Source organism: Streptomyces sp. NPDC026538 (genome assembly GCF_055567535.1).
On record NZ_JBVHQG010000004.1, the window covers coordinates 568202 to 583073 of the forward strand.

Consider the following 14872-nt stretch of genomic DNA (forward strand, 5'->3'; position numbering starts at 1 on the left):
ACGGTCCCGGCCCGCCCCTTCGTCATTCCCCGCCGGACTCCCCGACGGACCCCTCCTGGTCCCGCGGCCCGTCCACGATCAGCCGCAGGATCCGCGCCGCCCGCGCCTCGGCGTCGCCGCGCGCCGGGTCGATCCGCCACAGGACGCCGAGCGCCGCCCGAAGGCGTCCGTGGGAGTACATGCGGGGGCACGACGGGCCGACCGAGCCGGCCACGGTGCTGCCCGGCGCCGTGTTCGGGCCGGTGCTGACGGCGAACGTCGCCGGTTCCGTCGGGATCGTCGCCCGGATGCTCTCCGGGGCGTTGCCCGGCGTGCCGCGCGTCGGGCTGGGGGTGGTGGGCGTCCGGGACCTGGTCGACCACCTCAGGGCGATGACCTCCCCGGCCGCCCCGGCGAACGGTTCCCGGCCACCGGTGAGTTCGTGTGGATGGCGGACGTCGCGCGGTTCCTGCGGGATGGCCTCGGGGAGCGCGGACAGCAGGTGCCGACGCGTCGGCTGCCGGACTTCGCCGTGCGGCTCCGCTTCCGGGACCCCGCGCTGCGCGAGATCACCCCGGCCCTGGGCCGGCGCCATCGGCACAGCACCGAGAAGGCGGCGCGGCTGCTGGACTGGCGGCCGCGCCCGGCCCGGGAGACCGTGCTGGACTGCGCCGAGAGTCTGCTCGCCCACGGCGCGGTCCCGGTCCCGGCGGCTCAGAGGCCGTAACGCATCGCGAACTCGTCCGGGTCGTAGGCCTCCCGGTCCGGGTCGTGCCGGATCGCCGGCGTGGTCTCGACCATGTCCTCCGGGCGGATCCGCTCCGGCAGCGCCCCGAACCGCTGGTGCCGCAACACCTCGGCAGCCGCGTCGACGTCCGGCTCCGCGTGCTGTTCGTCTGTCATCCTCGACCCCATGTCCCGTGTCGCCCGCCGCGGCGGCATGGTGACCGCCGCGGCGGAGTCCGGTTTCGTGCCGTCGTCCCGAAGAACGTCCGGGTCGCGACGCCTGTTCCCGGGCTCAGGCGCCGCAGGACCGCAGGAACTGCCGGGTGCGCACCGCGATGGGCAGCGGCTTGTCCGGCTCGCAGGGGTACATGTCCTGCTCGACGATGGCGAACAGGTCGACACCGAGCCGCTGCGCCGCCTCCATCACCGGGCCCAGCTCCGGTACCCCGGTGGGAGGTTCGCACATCACGCCCTGGGCCACGGCCGGCCCGAACGGGGTGCCCTTGGACTGGACGTCGGCGAGGATCGCCGGGTCCACCTGCTTGAGGTGGAGGTAGCCGATCCGCTCGCCGTAGGTCTCGATCAGCTTGACGCTGTCGCCGCCGCAGTAGGCGTAGTGGCCGGTGTCCAGGCAGAGGTTGACCAGGTCCGTGTCGGTCGAGTCGAGGAAGCGCTCCACGTGGTCCTCGGTGTCGATGTGGGTGTCGGCGTGCGGATGGACGACGATGTCCAGGCCGTACGTCTCCTTGACCTCGTGGCCGAGCCGTTCCATGCCCTTGGTGAGGTGGGCCCACTGCTCCCCGGTCAGCTCGTGCGGCTCCAGGATCTCGGCGGTCTTGTCGTCCCGCCAGAAGGACGGGATGACCACCAGGTGCTTCGCGTCCATCGCCTGGGTGAGCGCGGCGACCTGGCTGACGTGCTCCCAGGTGGACTCCCAGACGGCCGGCCCGCGGTGCAGTCCGGTGAAGACCGTGCCGGCCGAGACCTTCAGGTTCCGCCGGGCGATCTCGTCGGTGAGGCGGGCCGCGTCGGTGGGGAGATACCCGTAGGGGCCGAGCTCGATCCAGGAGTACCCGGCCTCGGAGACCTCGTCGAGGAAGCGTTCCCAGGGGACCTGCTGGGGGTCGTCCGGGAACCAGACGCCCCAGGAGTCGGGGGCCGAGCCGACGCGGATGCGGTCGAGGGCGTTCACCATGGGTCAGGACTTTCCTTCCGGACCGGTCACCGCGGGGGCGGTGAGGTCCTCCTCTTCCGGGAGTTCCTCGGTGTCGACTCCGCGGACCTGGGACAGTTCGTGCTTGAGGGCGGCGAGTTCGGCACCGCCCGCCATGTGGTTGGTGAGCTCTTCGAGGGTGATCTCGCTGCGCTCGGCGGAGAGTTCGAGGGTGCCCAGGCGCAGCACGCTGAAGTGGTCGCCGACCATGTAGGCGTGGTGCGGGTTGTGGGTGATGAAGATGACGCCGAGGCCGCGTTCGCGGGCGGCGGCGACGTACTTCAGGACCACGCCGGACTGCTTGACGCCGAGGGCGGCGGTGGGCTCGTCCAGGATCAGCACCCGGGCGCCGAAGTAGACGGCGCGGGCGATGGCCACGCACTGGCGCTGGCCGCCGGAGAGGGTGCCGATGGGCTGGTCCAGGTCGTCCAGGATGATGCCCATGTTGCGCAGTTCGCGGTCCGCGGTCTCCTTCATCCTGGTGATGTCCAGACGCCGGACCGGCCAGGGGCCCCTGGTCATCTCGGAGCCGAGGAAGAAGTTGCGCCACACCGGCATCAGCGGGACCGTCGCCAGGTCCTGGTAGACGGTGGCGATGCCCTTGTCGAGGGCCTGGCGGGGGGTGGTGAAGCGCACCGGCTCGCCGTCGACGAGGAAGTCGCCCTCGGTGTGCTGGTGCAGCCCCGAAATGATCTTGATGAGGGTGGACTTGCCGGCGCCGTTGTCACCGAGCACACAGGTGACCTTGCCGGGGAAGACCTTCAGGTCGACGCCGTGCAGGGCGCGGATGTTGCCGTAGGACTTGCCCGCGTCGCGCAGTTCGACGATCGGGGCGCCCTCGGCGGGTGCCGTGTCCTGGAGGACGGCGCCGTGGGTTCCGGTTCCGTTGTCTGTCATCGGGTCACCTCCTGGTCGCGGTGCGCTGGACCCACAGGTTGATCAGGACGGCGCCGAGCAGCATGACGCCGAGGAAGGCCTTGAACCAGTCCGGGTTCCAGCCGGCGTACACGATGCCCTGCTGCACCATGCCGAACATGAACGCACCGAAGACCGGGCCGATCGCCGAACCCGCACCACCGGTCAGCAGGCAGCCGCCGATGACGGCCGCGGAGATGTAGATCAGCTCCTGGCCCACGCCCTCGCCGGACTGCACCGTGTTGAAGGAGAACAGCTGGTGCATCCCGACGAACCAGGCACCGAAGCCGACCAGCATGAACAGCGAGATCTTGGTGAAGGTCACCGGCACGCCGACGGCCCGCGCCGACTCCTTGTTGCCGCCGACCGCGAAGATCCAGTTGCCGTACTTGGTGCGCAGCAGCACCCAGGTGGCGATCGCCGCGAAGACCAGCCACCACACGATGGTGATCTTCACTTCCACGCCGCCGATGTGGAAGGAGGAGGCGAAAACGCTCCTGACCTGGTCGAAGCCGTCCATGTTGCTGATGTCGTCGGTGGCGACGTTGCCCGTGACCAGCTTGGTGACGGCCAGGTTGACGCCCTGGAGGATCAGGAAGGTGCCCAGGGTGACCAGGAAGCTGGGCAGCCCGGTCCTGACCACCATCCAGCCGTTGAAGGCACCGATGGCGAGCGACACGATCAGGGCGACGATCACGCCCACCCACACGTTCAGGGTCAGCTGGTAGCTGAGCATGCTCGCGGTCAGCGCCGAACTGACCACCGCGACACCGGCCGAGAGGTCGAACTCGCCGCCGATCATCAGCAGGGCCACCGGCAGCGCCATGATCCCGATGGTGGACGACTGGTACAGGATGTTCGCCATCGAGCTGGCTTCGCGCACCGGCGGGGCCGCGATCAGGAAGAAGACGTACACCGCGACGGCGCCGAGGAAGACGCCCACGTCCGGACGGGCCAGCACCCGCAGCACCAGGGGGCGTTGTGCGGTACGGCCGTCCTTCTCCTTGGGGCCGGGGGCCGGCGGTGTGGCCACCGCCGGCTGTGCCTGCTGGCTCATACCGATCACCGTGTGCCCTTCGCGGCGAACTCGGCGACCTTGTCGACGTTGGACTTGTCGACGAAGGCCGGCCCGGTCAGCACCGGCTGCTCACCGCCGCCCATGTAGTTGCCGTTGTTCTTGTAGAGCCACAGCGAGTCGACCGCCAGGTAGCCCTGCAGATACGGCTGCTGGTCCACGGCGAACTCGATGGTCCCCTTGCTGATGGCGCCGGTCAGGTCCTTGTTCAGGTCGAAGGTCGCGATCTTCGCCTTGCTGCCCGCGTCCGACACCGACTGCACGGCGATCAGCGCGATGGGGGCGCCGAGCGTGATCACGTGGTCGATGGAGCCGTCCGTCTTGAGCTTGGCGGTGATCGTGGACTTGACCGAGGTCGGGGACGTGCCGTCGACGTACAGGGTCTCCGTCGTTCCCGAGAACGTCTTCTTCACACCGTCGCACCGCTGGGTGAGGCCGACGTTGCCCTGCTCCTGGATGACACAGACGACCTTCTTGGCGCCTTCCGTGTTCAGCCGGTTGCCGAGCGCCTCGCCCGCGACCGTCTCGTCCTGGCCGAAGAACTCCAGCAGGCCGAGCTTCTTCCAGTCGCTCACACCGGAGTTGAGCCCGACGACGGGGATGTTCGCCGCGGTCGCCTTGCCGATGACGGCCTTCAGGGCGTCCGGCTTCGCAAGGGTGACGGCGATCCCGTCGACCTTCTGGTCGATCGCGTTCTGCACCAGGTTGGCCTGGTTGCCGGCGTTCGGGTCGGCGGAGTAGACGAGCTTGACGTTGTCCTTGGCGGCGGCCGCCTCGGCACCCTTGCGGACGATGTCCCAGAAGGTGTCGCCGGGCGCCTGATGGGTGACCAGCGCAACCGTCATGCGGGGGGTGCTCGCCTTGCCGGCGGCGGCGGACGCACCGCCCTCCTCCGACTTCTTTCCGCCGGAGCTGCTGGAGCAGCCGGCGAGGGTCAGGGTGGCCGCCACGGCCACGGCCACGAAGGGGGCCAGTCTCCGCGGACGGATACGGGATGAGCGGTCCATCTTGCCTGCACCTCACTGTGCGACGGGAAAGAAAGGGAATCCATGAGGATCCTGGACCCGGTCCGGAAAGCGCCGGTCCGGGTCGGTGCTGTGCGTTGGGACGGGATACAAGTCCCTGCGCGGCCCGCTGTCAATACTTTGTTAAGACATCATTTCACACTCAGGTCCGAATGTAAGTACAAACCATTGACAGTTCGACCTGCCCCGATCTACACCTGAGAGGCATCCCGCCCCACCCGGGGAGCCTCGCGATCCCTACCCGCTCCCGCCCGGCGTACCCCTGCACACCACACCGCCCGAATGAGGTCCCCATGAGCCAGCCGACCACCCGCCTGACCGTCGCCCAGGCACTGGTGCGGTTCCTGTCCGCCCAGTACACCGCGCGCGACGGCGTCCGGCACCGGCTGATCGCCGGCACCTGGGGCATCTTCGGCCACGGGAACGTGGCCGGGATCGGCCAGGCGCTCCTGGAGTACGCCGACGTCATGCCGTACCACCAGGGCCGCAACGAGCAGGCGATGGTGCACGCGGCCGTCGGCCACGCCCGCCAGCTGGACCGGCTCTCCGCACAGGCGGTGACCACGTCCATCGGCCCGGGCGCCACCAACCTGGTGACCGGCGCCGCGCTCGCCACCGTCAACCGGCTGCCGGTGCTGCTGCTCCCCGGCGACTACTTCGCGAGCCACGCGCCCGACCCGCTGCTGCAACAGCTGGAGCACCCGGTCGAGTTCGACGTCTCCGTCAACGACACGCTGCGCCCGGTCTCCCGCTACTTCGACCGGATCACCCGCCCCGAGGCGCTGATCCCCTCCGCGCTGAACGCCATGCGGGTGCTCGCCGACCCGGCCGAGACCGGCGCGGTCACCCTGGCCCTTCCGCAGGACGTTCAGGCGGAGGCGTACGACTGGCCCGAGGAGTTCTTCGCCGAGCGGATCTGGCGGGTCCGGCGGCCCGCCCCCGACCCGGTCGAGCTGGCGGCCGCCGTGAGCGCCGTACGGGCCGCTGAGCGGCCGCTGATCGTGGCGGGCGGCGGAGTCCACCACAGCCGCGCCGAGGACGCCCTGAGGGCCCTTGTGGAGGCCACCGGCATCCCCGTGGCCTCGACCCAGGCGGGCAAGGGCTCGCTGCGCCACGACCACCCGGCCGACCTGGGCGGTGTCGGCCACACCGGGACCGCCGTCGCCGACGACCTCGCCCGCACCGCCGATCTGGTCATCGGCGTCGGTACCCGGTACACGGACTTCACCACGGCCTCCGGCACCCTCTTCCAGAACCCGGACGTCCGCTTCCTCAACCTGAACATCACCGGCTTCGACGCGCACAAGCTGTCCGCCCGCACCCTCGTCTGCGACGCGCTGGCGGGGCTGGACGCCCTCACGGAGGCGCTCGCCGGGCACCGGGTGGCCGCGGACTACGAGGCCGAGTACCGGGCCGGCAAGGAGCGTTGGGAGGCCGTCGTGGCGGCGGCCTACCGCGCGGACGACGAGGACGCGGTGCCGACCCAGACCCAGGTGCTGGGCGCCCTGGACGCGGTGGTGGGCGATGGCGACGTTGTCATCAACGCGGCCGGCTCGCTCCCGGGCGACCTCCACAAGCTCTGGCGGGCCCGCTCGCCGCGCCAGTACCACCTGGAGTACGGCTACTCCTGCATGGGCTACGAGATCCCGGCCGGCATCGGCGTCCAGCAGGCCGCCCCGGACACCGTGGTCTGGTCGCTGGTCGGCGACGGCACCTACCTGATGAATCCGACCGAGATCGTCACCGCGGTCCAGGAGGGCCTGCCCGTCAACCTGGTGCTGATCCAGAACCACGGGTACGCCTCCATCGGCGGCCTCTCCGAGTCGGTGGGCGGCGAGCGGTTCGGCACCGCCTACCGCCACCGCTCCGCCGACGGCACCTTCGGCGGCGCCCCGCTGCCGGTCGACCTCGCCGCCAACGCGGCCAGCCTCGGCATGGAGGTGCTGCGCGCCAAGACCGTGCGGGAGCTGCGCGAGGCGCTCGCGGCGGCCCGGGCGAGCGACCGGCCGACCTGCGTGTACGTCGAGACGGACCCGGCGCCCACCGCTCCCGGGGCTGAGGCCTGGTGGGACGTGCCGGTCGCCGAGACCGCCACCCGCGAGGCCGCCGTACGGGCCCGCGAGGACTACGACCGACAGGTCGCCGGCCGCCGCCGGCACCTGTGAACCCACGATCCCCGGAAGGAGGTGTCCCGGTGGCCCGAACCGGTGGTTCCGCCCGCACCGCGACCGTCTCGGCGCTCGACTCCCTGGACTTCGCCCTGGACCGCGGCAGTCCCGTACCGCTCTACTACCAGCTCGCCCAGCAGTTGGAGGAGGCCATAGAGCACGGCGTGCTGGCTCCGGGAAACCTCCTGGGCAACGAGATCGACCTGTCGGTGCGGCTCGGCCTGTCCCGGCCCACGGTCCGCCAGGCCATCCAGTCGCTTGTCGACAAGGGCCTCCTTGTGCGCCGCAGGGGCGTGGGCACCCAGGTGGTGCACAGCCAGGTCAAGCGGCCGCTGGAGCTGAGCAGCCTCTACGACGACCTGGAGTCGGCCGGGCAGGGCCCGACCACCCGGGTGCTGCGCAACGAGCGGATCCCGGCGACCGCCGAGGTGGCCGCCGCGCTCGGCATCGCGGAGGGCGCGGAGGTGATCGTGCTGGAGCGGCTGCGCTGCACGCACGGCCAGCCGGTGGCGTTCCTCTGCAACTACCTGCCCGCCGACCTGCTCGAGCTCGACACCGAACGCCTGGAGTCGACGGGTCTGTACCGGATGATGCGCACGGCCGGCATCACCCTGCACAGCGCCCGGCAGACCGTGGGCGCCCGCAGCGCCACCGCCGAGGAGGCCGGCCGCCTCGACGAGAAGGAGGGCGCCGCCCTGCTCACCATGCGGCGCACGGCCTACGACGACACCGGGCGGCCGGTGGAGTACGGCAGCCATGTCTACCGGGCGTCCCGGTACGCCTTCGACTTCCAGCTACTCGTACGGCCCTAGGGCGAGCCGAGCGCGGAACGGCGCGTGGAACGGCGCGTGGCGGTGCGGCCGCCGCGGGCTTAACCGCTGGTCCCGCCACGGGAAACCAACACGCCCGCACACGGGCGCCCACGGAGTTCGCCCCCTGGGGGCTCGGTCGCACCCCCCTGTTCAACAAACCGGCAGGCAACCATGTCGATTACGTTTCGGGCAAGAGACGGGTGAGAGGGACGCAGGCTATTGACGCATGAGCGGACAAGCGGCTGTTATTGCGCCCACGATGTTCGGCCGAGTTGGTTTCTGATCGGTTTCGGGACCTTTCGAAGACCAACTCTTCCCCTTGCCGAACCCTGTTACTCAGGAGCCGCCATGCGCATCTCCCCGTCCGGTCTTCACCTGCCGGGTCCGAGCCGCCGTAACGTTCTGCGTGGGGCCGGTTCGGCCGCCCTCCTCGCCGGTGCCGGCATACCCCTGCTGTCCGCGTGCGGCGGCAGCGGGTCCTCCTCCGACCCGAAGACGGTCACTCTTGGCTCCAACGGCTCGGACGCCGTGCCGAAGAAGGCCTACGCGGAGATGTACGCGACCTTCAAGAAGCAGTCGGGCATCACGGTCGACGTCAACACGAAGGACCACAACACCTTCCAGGAGCAGATCAACTCCTACCTGCAGGGCACGCCTGACGACGTGTTCAACTGGTTCGCCGGGTACCGGATGCAGTTCTTCGCGAAGAAGGGCCTCGCCACCCCGATCGACGAGGTCTGGGACAAGATCGGCGACGGCTTCCCCGACGCGATGAAGAAGCTCAGCAAGGGCGAGGACGGCAAGTACTACTTCGTGCCGCTGGACACCTACCCCTGGGCGATCTTCTACCGCAAGAGCGTCTTCCAGCAGCACGGCTACAAGGTCCCCACCACCTGGGACGACTTCGTGGCCCTGTGCAAGCAGATGAAGAAGGACGGCCTGGTCCCGATCGCGTTCGGCGACAAGGACGCGTGGCCGGCGATGGGCACCTTCGACCAGCTCAACTTCCGCATCAACGGGTACGACTTCCACGTCGACCTGATGGGCGGCAAGGCCGAGTGGACCGACCCGAAGGTCAAGGCCGTCTTCGACCACTGGGCCGAGATCCTCCCCTACCACCAGGACGGCTTCATGGGCCGCACCTGGCAGGACGCCGCGCAGAGCCTGGTCTCCAAGAAGGCCGGCATGTACCTCCTCGGCTCCTTCGTGGCCCAGCAGTTCACCAACAAGGCCGACCTGGACGACCTCGACTTCTTCGCCTTCCCGGAGATCAACTCCGCGTACGGCCAGGACACCGTCGAGGCGCCCACCGACGGCTACATGGTCAGCAAGGCCCCGAAGAACAAGAGCGGCGCCTTCAAGCTGATGGAGTACCTCGGCACCCCCGCGGCCGAGCAGATCTACCTCAAGGCCGACTCCAGCGTGGTCGCCGCCTCCTCCAAGGCGGACACTTCGTCGTACTCCGCCCTGCAGAAGAAGGCGTACGACATGATCAGCAACGCCAAGAGCCTCACCCAGTTCATGGACCGCGACTCCCGCCCGGACTTCACCTCGACGGTGATGCAGCCCGGCCTGCAGAAGTTCCTGCAGAACCCGAAGGGCGTCGACAGCCTGCTCTCGTCGATCGAGCGCCAGAAGAAGACCATCTTCGCGTCCGAGTGAGCCTGCTGAATGACGACTGAAACCACCACGAAGTCCCAGGAGGCGGCCGCCGTGCCGCCTCCTGGGCGCGCGTCCGAGAACAAGCGGGTCCGGCAGGGGCACAAGCGCCTGCTGACCCGCCGCGACCGCATCACGCTGGCCTTCATGGCCGGCGTGCCGACGGTTCTCCATGTCCTGCTCGTCTGGGTGACCGCACTCGCCTCGATCCTGCTGGCCTTCACCACCTGGGACGGCATCGGCTTCGACTCCATCAAGTGGGTCGGGTTCGACAACTTCCAGCAACTCTTCAGCGACAACCCGCAGTTCTGGCCCGCGGTCCAGCACAACGTCATCTGGTTCGTCGTCCTCATCCTGATCCCGACGCCGTTCGGCCTCTTCCTGGCCGTGCAGTTGGACAAGAGGATCCGGTTCACGCGGGTCTACCAGACGGCGTTCTTCCTGCCGGTCGTCATCTCCATGGCGTGCATCGGGTTCGTCTGGCAGCTGATCTACAACCCGGACACGGGCCTGATCAACAGCATCATCGGCGCCAACAAGCCGGGCCACTACATCGACTGGATCGGTGACCCGAAGCTCAACCTGTGGGCGGTCCTGATCGCCGCGTCCTGGCGGCACGCCGGCTACATGATGATCCTGTACCTGGCCGGTCTGAAGAGCGTCGACCCGTCGCTGCGCGAGGCCTCGGCCCTCGACGGCGCCAACGAGTGGCAGACGTTCAAGAACGTCATCTTCCCGACCCTGCGGCCCACCAACACGGTCGTCCTGGTCGTCACCATCATCGAGGCGCTGCGCGCCTTCGACCTGGTCTTCGTCTTCAACAAGGGCGCCCAGGGCACCGAGTTGCTCTCCATCCTGGTGACCAACAACATCATCGGCGAGTCCAGCCGCATCGGTTACGGCTCGGCGATCGCGGTGGTGCTGCTGTTCATCTCCCTGATCGTGATCATCCCGTATCTGATCGCGACCTTCCGGAAGGAGCGGCGCGCATGAGCACCGTGAGCGCGCTGGCCAAACAGCGCACCCCGATCCGTCCGGCCCGCGTCCTGCTGCACGTCTTCCTCGCCGTCACGGCGCTGGCGTGGCTCGCCCCGCTGCTGTGGGCGATCTTCTCGGCGCTGCGCCCGTACAGCGAGACCAGCGACCGCGGTTACGTGTCCTGGCCGCACACGCTGAACTTCGACAACTTCAAGAACGCGTTCACGCAGTCGGACATGACCCACTACTTCATGAACACGCTGATCATCGCGGTCCCGGCCGTGCTGCTCACGCTGTTCCTGTCGTCGATGGTCGCGTTCTACGTCAGCCGCTTCGACTTCCGGCTCAACCTGGCGCTGCTGCTGGTGTTCACCGCGGGCAACCTGCTGCCGCAGCAGGTCATCATCACCCCGCTGTACCGGCTGTACCTGCTGACGAACCTGCCGGGCATCACGCAGAGCGGCAAGCTGTACGACTCGGCGCTCGGCCTGGTGCTGATCCACGTGGCGTTCCAGTCCGGGTTCTGCGCGTTCGTGCTCAGCAACTACATGCGGTCGCTGCCGCACGAGCTGACCGAGGCCGCGCTGGTGGACGGCGCGTCGGTGTGGCGGCTGTACTGGCAGATCACGCTGCCGCTGTGCCGGCCGGCGATGGCGGCCCTGGCGACCCTGTTGTCGATCTGGATCTACAACGACTTCTTCTGGGCCCTGGTGCTGATCTCGACCGGGGAGAACATGCCGATCACCTCGGCGCTGAACAACCTCTCGGGCCAGTACTTCACCGACCCGAACCTGGTCGCCGCCGGTTCGCTGCTCACCGCGATCCCGACGCTGGTCGTGTACTTCGCGCTCCAGAAGCAGTTCGTCAGCGGTCTGACCCTGGGCTCCGCCAAGGGCTGACCCGGCCTCCTCCGAAAGAGAAACCCCGTGCACAACCCGTTCACCCCGGTCGCCTCCTTGCCCGTGGACACGCGCACCGCCCGTGTTCACGAGGAGGGCTGGCAGTCCTGGTCGCCGAGCGGCTCCTACGCCCTCGGCGCCGCCCCGTACCGCCCGACGAACGACAACTGGGCGACCGTGTGCTACCGCCCCGGCCGCGGTGTGCCCGCCGGGGCCCTCCAGGGCGAGGGCCTGCTGGCGCTCGACCCGGGCGACGGCTCCCCGGTCCGGCTCTGGGCGGCGACGGACCCGTTGCACGAGGTGCCGTCGGTCCGGCTGACCGTCGCCGGCGGTGTCGCGGAGGTCGAGGCCGACGGCCCGGTCAAGGAGTGGACCGGCGCGGGCATCCAGTCCGTACTGGCCGACTGGGCCGACTCCCTGGCGCTGCCGGCGCCCCGCCCGGCGCCCACCGTCTGGTGCTCCTGGTACGAGTACTTCACGGCCGTCACCGAGGACGACATCCACGAGAACCTGCGCGCGATGGACACCCTCGACCTGCCGATCGACGTGGTGCAGATCGACGACGGCTACCAGAGCGCCCTGGGCGACTGGCTGAACCTCTCCGGACGCTTCCGCTCGCGGCGGGGCATCGCGGACGCCATCCGCGCCCGCGGCCGCCGGGCGGGCATCTGGACGGCGCCCTTCCTGGTCGATCCGGCGAGCGCGCTCGCCGAGACGTACCCGGACTGGCTGGTCCGCGACCCCGAAGGCAACCCGCTGCACGCGGGCCGCAACTGGGGCCACGACCTGTACGTCCTGGACACCACCCACCCGGCCGCCGCGGCCTACCTCACCGACGTCTTCGCCACGCTGCGCGCCGAGGGCTACGACTACTTCAAGGTCGACTTCCTGTACGCGGGCGCGATGGACGGCGTACGGCACTCGGGCGCCGACCCGCTCACCGCGTACCGGCTCGGCATCGCCCTGATCCGGGAGGCCATCGGCGCCGACGCCTACCTGCTGGGCTGCGGTGCGCCGGTCCTGCCCTCCATCGGCCTGTTCGACGCGATGCGGGTCAGCCCCGACACGGCCCCGCACCGCCGCCCCGAGGCCGGCGACTACAGCCAACCGGGCCAGGACCCGGCCGAGTTCACCGGGGTCGGCCGCCAGTGGCAGCACGGCCGGCTCTGGATCAACGACCCCGACTGCCTGATGGCCCGGCCCGCCGTGGAGACCCGCGCCCGCTGGGCGGCCCATGTGGAGGCCGTCGGCGGCCTGGTCGCCTCCAGCGACCGGCTGCTCTCCCTCGACCCGTGGGGCGTGGACACGACCCGCCGCCTTCTCACCGGAGTTACCGGAGTCAACCGATGAGCGACCGCACCCTCTCCGTCCCGGGCATCGTCTACGGCGGCGACTACAACCCCGAGCAGTGGCCCGAGGAGGTCTGGGCCGAGGACGTCCGCCTGATGCGCGAGGCGGGCGTCAACATGGTGAGCGTCGGCATCTTCTCGTGGGCGCTGATGGAGCCGTCCGAGGGTGTCCACGACTTCTCGCGGATGGACCGGATCCTCGGTCTCCTCCACGAGAACGGCATCGCCGCCGACCTCGCCACCCCGACGGCCGCCCCGCCGGCCTGGTTCTTCCGCGCGCACCCCGAGGCGCTCCCGGTGGACCACGACGGCCGCACCCTGTCCTACGGCAGCCGCCAGACGTTCTGCCCGAGCAGCCCCGCCTACCGCGAGGCCGCGCTCAGGATCGCCGGCGCCATCGCCGAGCGGTACGCGAGCCACCCGGCCGTGAGGATGTGGCACGTCCACAACGAGTACGGCTGCCACAACGCGGCCTGCTACTGCGACACCAGCGCGGAGTCCTTCCGCCGCTGGCTGCGTGCCCGGTACGGCGACGACCTGGCCGCCCTCAACCACGCCTGGGGCACCACCTTCTGGAGCCAGTGGTACTACGACTGGGACGAGATCCTGCCGCCCCGTGCGACCGGTGCCGTACCCAACCCGACACACCAGCTGGACTGGCGGCGGTTCTGCTCGGACGAGCTGCTGTCGCTGTACACGGCGGAGCGTGACGTGCTCCGGGAGGCGGCCCCCTCGATCCCCGCCACCACCAACTTCATGGTGATGCACAACTTCGACGCCCTCGACTACTGGCGCTGGGCACCCGAGCTGGACGTGGTGGCCAACGACCACTACCTGATGTCCGCCGACCCCGAGTCGCAGATCGACGTCGCGCTCAGCGGGGATGTGATGCGCTCGCTGGCGGGCGGGCCGTGGCTGCTGATGGAGCACTCGACGGGCGCGGTGAACTGGCAGCCCGTCAACCGGGCCAAGAAACCGGGCGAGTTGCGGCGCAACGCGCTCGCCCATGTGGCGCACGGCGCGGACGGCATCTGCTACTTCCAGTGGCGGGCGGCGAAGGCCGGTGCCGAGCAGTGGCACTCCGCGATGCTGCCGCACGCGGGGACGGACAGCCAGATCTGGCGGGACGTCGTCCGACTCGGCGCGGATCTGCGGGCGTTGGCGGAGGTGCGCGGCAGCACGGGCACCGCCGAGGTGGCGGTGGTCTGGGACTGGGACGCCCGCTGGGCGGTGGAGCTCCCCTCCCAGCCGAGCGGCGAGCTGCGCTATCTGGACCTGGTCCGCTCCTGGTACGAGCCGCTGTGGCGGGCGGGCGTGGCCGTGGACTTCGTCCGGCCGGAGGCGGACCTGTCGGCGTACAAGGTGGTCCTGGCCCCCAGCCTGTACCTGGTGGACGACGCGGGCGCGGCGAACCTGACCACCTTCGCGGAGGCCGGCGGCACGCTCGCCATCGGTTTCCACAGCGGCATGGTGGACGAGCACAGCCACGTGCGGCTGGGCGGTTACCCGGGGGCGTTCCGGGAGGTGCTGGGCGTCCGCACGGACGAGCTGTTCCCGCTGCTGCCGGGTGAGCGGGTGGCGCTGAGCGAGGGCGGCACCGGCTCGCTCTGGTCGGAGCGGGTACGGGTGGAGGGCGCCGAGGTGGTCACGTCGTACGCCGCCGGCGAGCTGGCCGGCGTCCCGGCGGTGACCCGGCACGCGTACGGCACGGGCAGCGCCTGGTACCTGGCGACCCTGCCGGACGCGGAGACCCTGGCGGGGCTGCTCGACCGGATCCGCGCGGAGGCGGGCGTGGCCGCGGGCCGTACCGCGCCGGACGGTGTGGAGGTCGTCGTGCGGCGCGGAGCTGACGCGGACTACGTGTTCGTGATCGACCATGCCGGCCGGGGGGCCGAGGTCGCGGTGGCGGCCGGGGCGGTGGAGCTGCTGTCCGGGAAGCCGGCCGACGGGGCGGTTGTGGTGGCCCCGGGCGAGATCGCCGTGGTCCGGGAGCCGCGCCGGAGCGCGTAGCGCCGGGGGCGGGAAGGCGGTCGGGCTGCTGCGGGTTCGTCGTGGCCGGTGGCGCAGTTCCCCG

The 14872-nt window shown here is 70.0% G+C and carries 13 protein-coding genes; 7 read left to right on the top strand and 6 right to left on the bottom strand.

Annotation, left to right across the window (positions count from 1 at the left end):
* Positions 1-22 precede the first annotated feature (22 nt).
* The 6 genes from ACZ4N4_RS19540 to ACZ4N4_RS19565 all read right to left on the bottom strand — a co-directional run bounded on the left by ACZ4N4_RS19540 (position 23) and on the right by ACZ4N4_RS19565 (position 4915).
* On the bottom strand, positions 23-574 hold the full coding sequence (locus ACZ4N4_RS19540) for a hypothetical protein (RefSeq protein ID WP_467590245.1): 552 nt from the start codon (positions 572-574) through the stop codon (positions 23-25).
* A gap of 119 nt (positions 575-693) precedes the next feature.
* Positions 694-882 carry a hypothetical protein gene (locus ACZ4N4_RS19545; RefSeq protein ID WP_453567931.1) on the bottom strand — a complete coding sequence of 63 codons (189 nt, stop codon included), beginning with the start codon at positions 880-882 and terminating at the stop codon, positions 694-696.
* 115 nt (positions 883-997) lie between these two features.
* Complete coding sequence (locus ACZ4N4_RS19550) at positions 998-1900, bottom strand: sugar phosphate isomerase/epimerase family protein (protein ID WP_467590248.1); 903 nt, start codon at positions 1898-1900, stop codon at positions 998-1000.
* Between the two features lie 3 nt (positions 1901-1903).
* On the bottom strand, positions 1904-2815 hold the full coding sequence (locus ACZ4N4_RS19555) for an ATP-binding cassette domain-containing protein (RefSeq protein ID WP_467590251.1): 912 nt from the start codon (positions 2813-2815) through the stop codon (positions 1904-1906).
* Between the two features lie 4 nt (positions 2816-2819).
* Positions 2820-3896: an ABC transporter permease gene (locus ACZ4N4_RS19560; protein WP_450758468.1), complete on the bottom strand. Its 1077-nt coding sequence runs from the start codon at positions 3894-3896 to the stop codon at positions 2820-2822.
* Entirely contained in the window at positions 3896-4915 is a 1020-nt protein-coding gene (locus ACZ4N4_RS19565; RefSeq protein ID WP_453567923.1) for a sugar ABC transporter substrate-binding protein, read from the bottom strand. Before ACZ4N4_RS19565 ends, ACZ4N4_RS19560 begins: the two co-directional genes overlap by 1 nt.
* Positions 4916-5226: 311 nt before the next feature.
* Between ACZ4N4_RS19565 and iolD the strand changes: the two genes are divergently transcribed.
* The 7 genes from iolD (at position 5227) to ACZ4N4_RS19600 (ending at position 14808) form a co-directional block, all read left to right on the top strand.
* A complete protein-coding gene (iolD, locus tag ACZ4N4_RS19570; protein ID WP_467590254.1) occupies positions 5227-7098 on the top strand; it encodes a 3D-(3,5/4)-trihydroxycyclohexane-1,2-dione acylhydrolase (decyclizing) in 1872 nt (623 codons plus the stop codon).
* Between the two features lie 29 nt (positions 7099-7127).
* Positions 7128-7913 (top strand): GntR family transcriptional regulator, encoded by a 786-nt coding sequence (locus ACZ4N4_RS19575; RefSeq protein ID WP_467590257.1) that lies wholly within the window; start codon positions 7128-7130, stop codon positions 7911-7913.
* A 348-nt stretch (positions 7914-8261) separates the two neighbouring features.
* Positions 8262-9575: an ABC transporter substrate-binding protein gene (locus ACZ4N4_RS19580; protein WP_453567916.1), complete on the top strand. Its 1314-nt coding sequence runs from the start codon at positions 8262-8264 to the stop codon at positions 9573-9575.
* Positions 9576-9584: 9 nt separating this feature from the next.
* The gene (locus ACZ4N4_RS19585) at positions 9585-10565 is read left to right on the top strand and encodes a carbohydrate ABC transporter permease (RefSeq protein WP_453567914.1); all 981 of its coding nucleotides are present in this window, start codon (positions 9585-9587) and stop codon (positions 10563-10565) included.
* The gene (locus ACZ4N4_RS19590) at positions 10562-11449 is read left to right on the top strand and encodes a carbohydrate ABC transporter permease (RefSeq protein ID WP_351705783.1); all 888 of its coding nucleotides are present in this window, start codon (positions 10562-10564) and stop codon (positions 11447-11449) included. Before ACZ4N4_RS19585 ends, ACZ4N4_RS19590 begins: the two co-directional genes overlap by 4 nt.
* A 27-nt stretch (positions 11450-11476) precedes the next feature.
* The gene (locus ACZ4N4_RS19595; protein WP_467590262.1) at positions 11477-12799 is read left to right on the top strand and encodes a glycoside hydrolase family 36 protein; all 1323 of its coding nucleotides are present in this window, start codon (positions 11477-11479) and stop codon (positions 12797-12799) included.
* Positions 12796-14808, top strand: coding sequence for a beta-galactosidase (locus ACZ4N4_RS19600; RefSeq protein ID WP_467590265.1), 2013 nt, complete (start codon positions 12796-12798; stop codon positions 14806-14808). The genes ACZ4N4_RS19595 and ACZ4N4_RS19600 overlap by 4 nt, the downstream gene beginning before the upstream one ends.
* The last annotated feature ends 64 nt before the right edge of the window (positions 14809-14872 follow it).

Excerpts from the sequence above, each read along its gene's own strand:
- ACZ4N4_RS19580 (WP_453567916.1), top strand. The coding sequence starts at position 8,262 with ATGCGCATCTCCCCGTCCGGTCTTCACCTGCCGGGTCCGAGCCGCCGT.
- iolD (WP_467590254.1), top strand. The coding sequence starts at position 5,227 with ATGAGCCAGCCGACCACCCGCCTGACCGTCGCCCAGGCACTGGTGCGG.
- ACZ4N4_RS19540 (WP_467590245.1), bottom strand. The coding sequence starts at position 574 with ATGGCGCCGGCCCAGGGCCGGGGTGATCTCGCGCAGCGCGGGGTCCCG.
- ACZ4N4_RS19590 (WP_351705783.1), top strand. The coding sequence starts at position 10,562 with ATGAGCACCGTGAGCGCGCTGGCCAAACAGCGCACCCCGATCCGTCCG.
- ACZ4N4_RS19600 (WP_467590265.1), top strand. The coding sequence starts at position 12,796 with ATGAGCGACCGCACCCTCTCCGTCCCGGGCATCGTCTACGGCGGCGAC.
- ACZ4N4_RS19565 (WP_453567923.1), bottom strand. The coding sequence starts at position 4,915 with ATGGACCGCTCATCCCGTATCCGTCCGCGGAGACTGGCCCCCTTCGTG.
- ACZ4N4_RS19555 (WP_467590251.1), bottom strand. The coding sequence starts at position 2,815 with ATGACAGACAACGGAACCGGAACCCACGGCGCCGTCCTCCAGGACACG.
- ACZ4N4_RS19545 (WP_453567931.1), bottom strand. The coding sequence starts at position 882 with ATGACAGACGAACAGCACGCGGAGCCGGACGTCGACGCGGCTGCCGAG.
- ACZ4N4_RS19550 (WP_467590248.1), bottom strand. The coding sequence starts at position 1,900 with ATGGTGAACGCCCTCGACCGCATCCGCGTCGGCTCGGCCCCCGACTCC.
- ACZ4N4_RS19585 (WP_453567914.1), top strand. The coding sequence starts at position 9,585 with ATGACGACTGAAACCACCACGAAGTCCCAGGAGGCGGCCGCCGTGCCG.